The following is a 4,213-nucleotide window of genomic DNA, read 5'->3' as shown; positions in this document are numbered from 1 at the left end:
GCCTCGCGCTTTGCCACCGGGGTCGCGGTGCTGACCGCGCTCGACGAGCACGGCCGCGTCTGCGGCATGACGGCGAACAGCTTCGTCACCGTCAGCCTGTCGCCGCCGACCGTGCTGGTCTCGGTCATGCCCGGCCGCATGCACCGCGCGATCTCGGCGACCGGACGTTATTGCGTCAACGTCCTGCCCGACCATGGCCGGGATCTCTCACGGCACTTCGCGAGCCAGCCGAACACCGGCGCCACGCCGGACTACGACATCGTCGACGGCCTGCCGCGTCTCAAGGGCTGCATCGCCTGGTTCGCTTGCGAGGTGACGCGCCACGTCGACGTCAGCGACCACACGCTGATCATTGCGGAAGTGTCGGCCTGCGATCATCGCGACACCACGCCGCTGGTGTTCTTCTCCAGCCGCTACCATCTCGGTCCGGGCCTGCCGGTGGATCGGTGACGCCCGCGCGCCGTTTCGCGTGCGCTCAGGCGTAGGCCACCCAGCCGCGGAAGGCGAATCCGGCATAGAACAGCGTCGGGTCGGAAAAGCCGGCCTCGCGCAGGATCGCCTCGTCCTGCGCGGGTGCCAGAATGCGCAGATGGTTGGTGACGGCATTCTTGGCAGCCGCCGCCTGCTCGGATTCGACGCCGGAGGCTGCCAGGAATGCGGAGTACCGCGACAGCCATCGCGGGCGCTCCTCATCGCCATCCGGCGCGCTCAGATGCGCGATCACGAACGGTGCGCCCGGCTTCAGGCGGCGGCGAACCTCGGATGCAATGCGGCGGCGTTCGGCGACATCGACGAAGTGCAGGGTCAAGAGGCAGGTGGCCCCGTCGAACGGTCCTTCCGGGGCATCTTCGATATAGCCTTCGTGAAAGCGTGCACGCGGGGCCAACTCTCCCAGGGTCTGCCCGGCCAACGCCAGCATCGCCGCGGACGGGTCGACGCCGTCGAAGCGCCAAGTGGGATGCGCCAGCGCAAACGTCCTCAGTTCCAAACCGCCGCCGGCGCCAAGGACAAGGATCTGCGCATCGTCGCGCGCGCGCTCGGCCAGCAGAATTGCCGCCATGGCCTGCATGGACTCATACCCCGGCACGAAGCGCCGCGGCCCTTCTGTGTATCTCGCCACGAATTGCGGATCAGAGAATGCGGTTTGAATGTCGGTCATGATGGTGTCCTGTGACTGGACCTGTTCACGCGCGATGCGCGCTGATGTCCTGGATCTTGCGAGACCCGAGCCGCTTGCGCAGGTCCTCGCCCAGCATCGCCAACGTCACCTCGCCGAGGCGCCGCAGCAGAAGCGCCTCAGCATCGTGAAAGGCCTGGTCGAGCGCGGCATTGACGGCCTGCTCGACGAGGCAGCCGGGCGACTCCGTCCGGTGGCCCATCGCCAGCAGCGACGGGCTGCCGAGCGCGGCATAGACGTCGCGCAGCGTCACCTTCGAGAGGTCGCAGGCGAGCGTCCAGCCGCCGCCATGCCCCTTCTCGGAGCGCACGTAATCAAGCTCGCGCAGCCCGGCCATGATGCGCCGGATCACGACGGGGTTGGTGTCCATCGCCTTGGCCAGAGTCTCGGACGTGAAGGGCCCAGGCTGCTGCGCCATGTGCAGCAGCACATGGAGCACGCCGGACAGGCGGCTGTCGCGTTTCATGTAACTTTACATGTTGCATGATGGCGTTCGAGTCAAGTGCGGCGGGTCCTCGATCACCAGTCTGTGCATGGGGTTGCTTTCGCGGTTTTGTTTCAGCGGCCGATTTGTCACGGTGACGCCGCCGCGCGCGGGGACGACAATCAGTCTGGGCGACCCGCGGACGTTTCGTCCTGACCTCGCGCGCCGTCCCGCTTTTCATCCATCCATTTTTTTAAGGAGGCCACCATGCAAATTTACAATGTGGTGAAGTTCAGGGTGAAGCCTGGCGCGGAAGCCGCCTTCCTCGACGCGCACCGGGACGGGAAGGCCAGATGGCCGGGCCTGGAGCATGGCGTCATCATCAAGACCGGCGAGCAGAGCTTCTGCCTCATCGGCACCTGGTCCAGCCAGGAGGCGATGGTCGCGGCGCGCGCCGCGATGATCAGGACGCTCGACAGTTTCAGGTCAGTGCTCGAGGACCAGGGCAACGGCCGCGGCGTCACGGATGCCGTGTCGGGCGAGGTCGTGCTCGCGCTGTAGCAGGCGAGCGCCGGCCTGCGATGGCGAAACCCATCATGCCTCGCCACAGGCGGAGGGTTGATGGGTTCGCTGGCGCTCTGCCGATCTGCGAGCTATAGGCAACAAGCGTGGCGCGGCGCTGCCGACGAAGTTATTGGCTTGGCGCTGCCGCAGCCGTCGCCACATACTTCCCGTAGAATTCGGCGACCCGGCCGCGCCACATGCCGACGAACGCTTCTGACGTCACGTTGTCCACCGATTTCCAGCTGCGCTTGAAGGCCGGAAGCGTATTGCCCCAGATCGCGCGTTTGCACCACCTCTCACCCTTCTCCTTGCCTTCGCTGCTGGCGCACATGGATTTCCAGGCGAGGCGAGCGGGCTTGCTGATGTGCTCGGCAGCGCCTTCCCAGCCCTGCTGATGGATCAGGTAGAGATCGCTCATGTCCGGCTTGCGGCGCGTGATCCACTCGAACTGGACGCCTTCGGTGATGATCTTGTAGGCGGCCGCAACGGCGTTATCCCGCGGACTGCGGATCTCCCCGAAGCCGAACTTCCCGAACTCGTAATAGCTCAGCTGGAACAGCCCGATATACGACCCGGTGCGTTGATTGGGGTTGAAGCCGGATTCGATCTTGGCAACCGCCATCATGAAATTGACATCGAGACCAAACGCATCGGCAGCGCGCTTGATCTCCTCGGTCGGTGTCCCCACCGGAATGTCCTTCAACGCACGCAAGACGATCTCCGCCGGTTTCTCGGCGGGCGGCAGTTCGGACCAGACGTAGTAGATCAGATGACGGAAATCCTGCGTCGCCGCCGCTTTCGGAGCACCGCTCGACGCATCGCGTTCCGGCGGCAGCGATTGGACGACATCCTGTCCCAACGACGCCAATTTCGGCGCGGCGGGTTCATCGACGATCTCGGTTTCGGTGCGTAGCGGCGCCGAACCGGCCGGCGTCACCGAGCCCAGCTCTGCTCTTTCTGCCCGAAGCGCTGCCGCAAGTCTGGCGGATGCCTCTGCGTACATGGCCGGCGTCACCAGGTTCGCGGAAGGCTCCATGCGCCCCGCAGCCGGTATGCTCGCCGTCGCTTCCGACATGAGATCCGGCAACGTCGCGGCCGGTCTGTTAGCGGCAGTCAGAAAGACTCCCGCGGATGCGAGAACAGCCACGATGCAGCTGGTCTGCCAGGCCTTCATTGCCGGAAGGCCACGGATGGCTTCTGTACGAAGGCGGTTGGCATGGTTCTGCGGCCTCGTGGGTGACCACTCTTCGTAGAATCTTAAGGTTTAAATGTGGTGAAGGGGCGTGCGGGAGCCCAGCCAACTGATCCAGCGAGGCGCGCAGCGGCGACGCGGTCGCCTCTGCGCGCTCCGCTTCGTCCGTCGTATACTGATCCCAAACCATTGCATGGCGTCTCGCCGCAGGTAAAAGTCGGTCGAGAACTGGTGGTAGGAATCGGTGTCGAACGCAGGCTGCCGTCGAGGCCTCTGCTCACGCCTTCGTTGACCACCCATTGTGCAACGGCCAGATGCTCGAGGACCAGGGCAACGGCCGCGGGATGACCGATGCCGTGTCGGGCGAGGTCGTGCTCGACATCTAAAGCATGATGCGATCAGGTTTGAAGGTCACCGGCGGCGCGCTGCCGCTTGCGCGGTGTGCGCGCAACTAGTCTGCCCCACCCGATCAGCGCACAAAACACGATGGCGGCAGCCATCGTGGTGTGACCGCTGAACATCACGAGACCCATGCCCCAGCTTCTTGCGGTCACGAGATTGGCGAGCGCAAGCAGCAGGACGCTCGCGCCAGCGGCCCGCAGGCAATGGGTCGTCACGGGCGGCAGCGCCTTTCCGAAAATATCGCGCTGCTGGCGGTGCGTGGCGAAAGCCAGCGCTCCAAAGCCCGCGAGGCAAAGCGCAAGAGCGACTAGATGGATCATTCTGCCGCACCGCTCGACGCAATGGCGATCGGCACCTGCGATTTCGGCTTGCGGTTCGACTGCCGGACGGCCTGATTCCTGGCGGTGCGAACGGCCAGGACGACGTGGAGCAGCGCGAGCGCCCAGCACATGAT

Annotated in this window: 6 protein-coding genes; 2 read left to right on the top strand and 4 right to left on the bottom strand. The window is 65.1% G+C overall.

All coding sequences use genetic code 11. The features are described from left to right. On the top strand, positions 1-450 hold a 450-nt coding region (styB, locus tag JHD07_RS34060), incomplete at its 5' end, for a styrene monooxygenase NADH-dependent flavin reductase subunit StyB (RefSeq protein WP_291630140.1). 25 nt (positions 451-475) lie between these two features. On the opposite strand, the gene JHD07_RS34055 is transcribed toward styB, so the two are convergent. Together JHD07_RS34055 and JHD07_RS34050 are read right to left on the bottom strand one after the other, a co-directional pair. Next, positions 476-1,159 carry a class I SAM-dependent methyltransferase gene (locus JHD07_RS34055; RefSeq protein WP_291630138.1) on the bottom strand — a complete coding sequence of 228 codons (684 nt, stop codon included), beginning with the start codon at positions 1,157-1,159 and terminating at the stop codon, positions 476-478. Positions 1,160-1,184: 25 nt separating this feature from the next. Further along, on the bottom strand, positions 1,185-1,643 hold the full coding sequence (locus tag JHD07_RS34050; RefSeq protein ID WP_291630136.1) for an Rrf2 family transcriptional regulator: 459 nt from the start codon (positions 1,641-1,643) through the stop codon (positions 1,185-1,187). Between the two features lie 225 nt (positions 1,644-1,868). On the opposite strand from JHD07_RS34050, the gene JHD07_RS34045 reads away from it, so the two are divergent. Then, positions 1,869-2,162, top strand: a complete 294-nt coding sequence (locus tag JHD07_RS34045) for a DUF718 domain-containing protein (RefSeq protein WP_291630134.1) — start codon at positions 1,869-1,871, stop codon at positions 2,160-2,162. Between the two features lie 130 nt (positions 2,163-2,292). On the opposite strand, the gene JHD07_RS34040 is transcribed toward JHD07_RS34045, so the two are convergent. Both JHD07_RS34040 and JHD07_RS34035 read right to left on the bottom strand, forming a co-directional pair. Next, the gene (locus JHD07_RS34040) at positions 2,293-3,102 is read right to left on the bottom strand and encodes a transglycosylase SLT domain-containing protein (protein ID WP_291630132.1); all 810 of its coding nucleotides are present in this window, start codon (positions 3,100-3,102) and stop codon (positions 2,293-2,295) included. Positions 3,103-3,755: 653 nt separating this feature from the next. Then, positions 3,756-4,079 carry a DUF3325 domain-containing protein gene (locus JHD07_RS34035; RefSeq protein ID WP_291630130.1) on the bottom strand — a complete coding sequence of 108 codons (324 nt, stop codon included), beginning with the start codon at positions 4,077-4,079 and terminating at the stop codon, positions 3,756-3,758. Between the last annotated feature and the right edge of the window lie 134 nt (positions 4,080-4,213).

Origin of the sequence: Bradyrhizobium sp. (genome assembly GCF_016462955.1) — a bacterium.
Taxonomy (GTDB): domain Bacteria; phylum Pseudomonadota; class Alphaproteobacteria; order Rhizobiales; family Xanthobacteraceae; genus Bradyrhizobium.
This window is presented reverse-complemented; position numbering and strand designations above follow the sequence as displayed.

What these genes read in the sequence shown, in the direction of transcription:
- JHD07_RS34055 (WP_291630138.1), bottom strand. Translation starts at nt 1,159, where the DNA reads ATGACCGACATTCAAACCGCATTCTCTGATCCGCAATTCGTGGCGAGA.
- JHD07_RS34050 (WP_291630136.1), bottom strand. Translation starts at nt 1,643, where the DNA reads ATGAAACGCGACAGCCGCCTGTCCGGCGTGCTCCATGTGCTGCTGCAC.
- JHD07_RS34045 (WP_291630134.1), top strand. Translation starts at nt 1,869, where the DNA reads ATGCAAATTTACAATGTGGTGAAGTTCAGGGTGAAGCCTGGCGCGGAA.
- JHD07_RS34035 (WP_291630130.1), bottom strand. Translation starts at nt 4,079, where the DNA reads ATGATCCATCTAGTCGCTCTTGCGCTTTGCCTCGCGGGCTTTGGAGCG.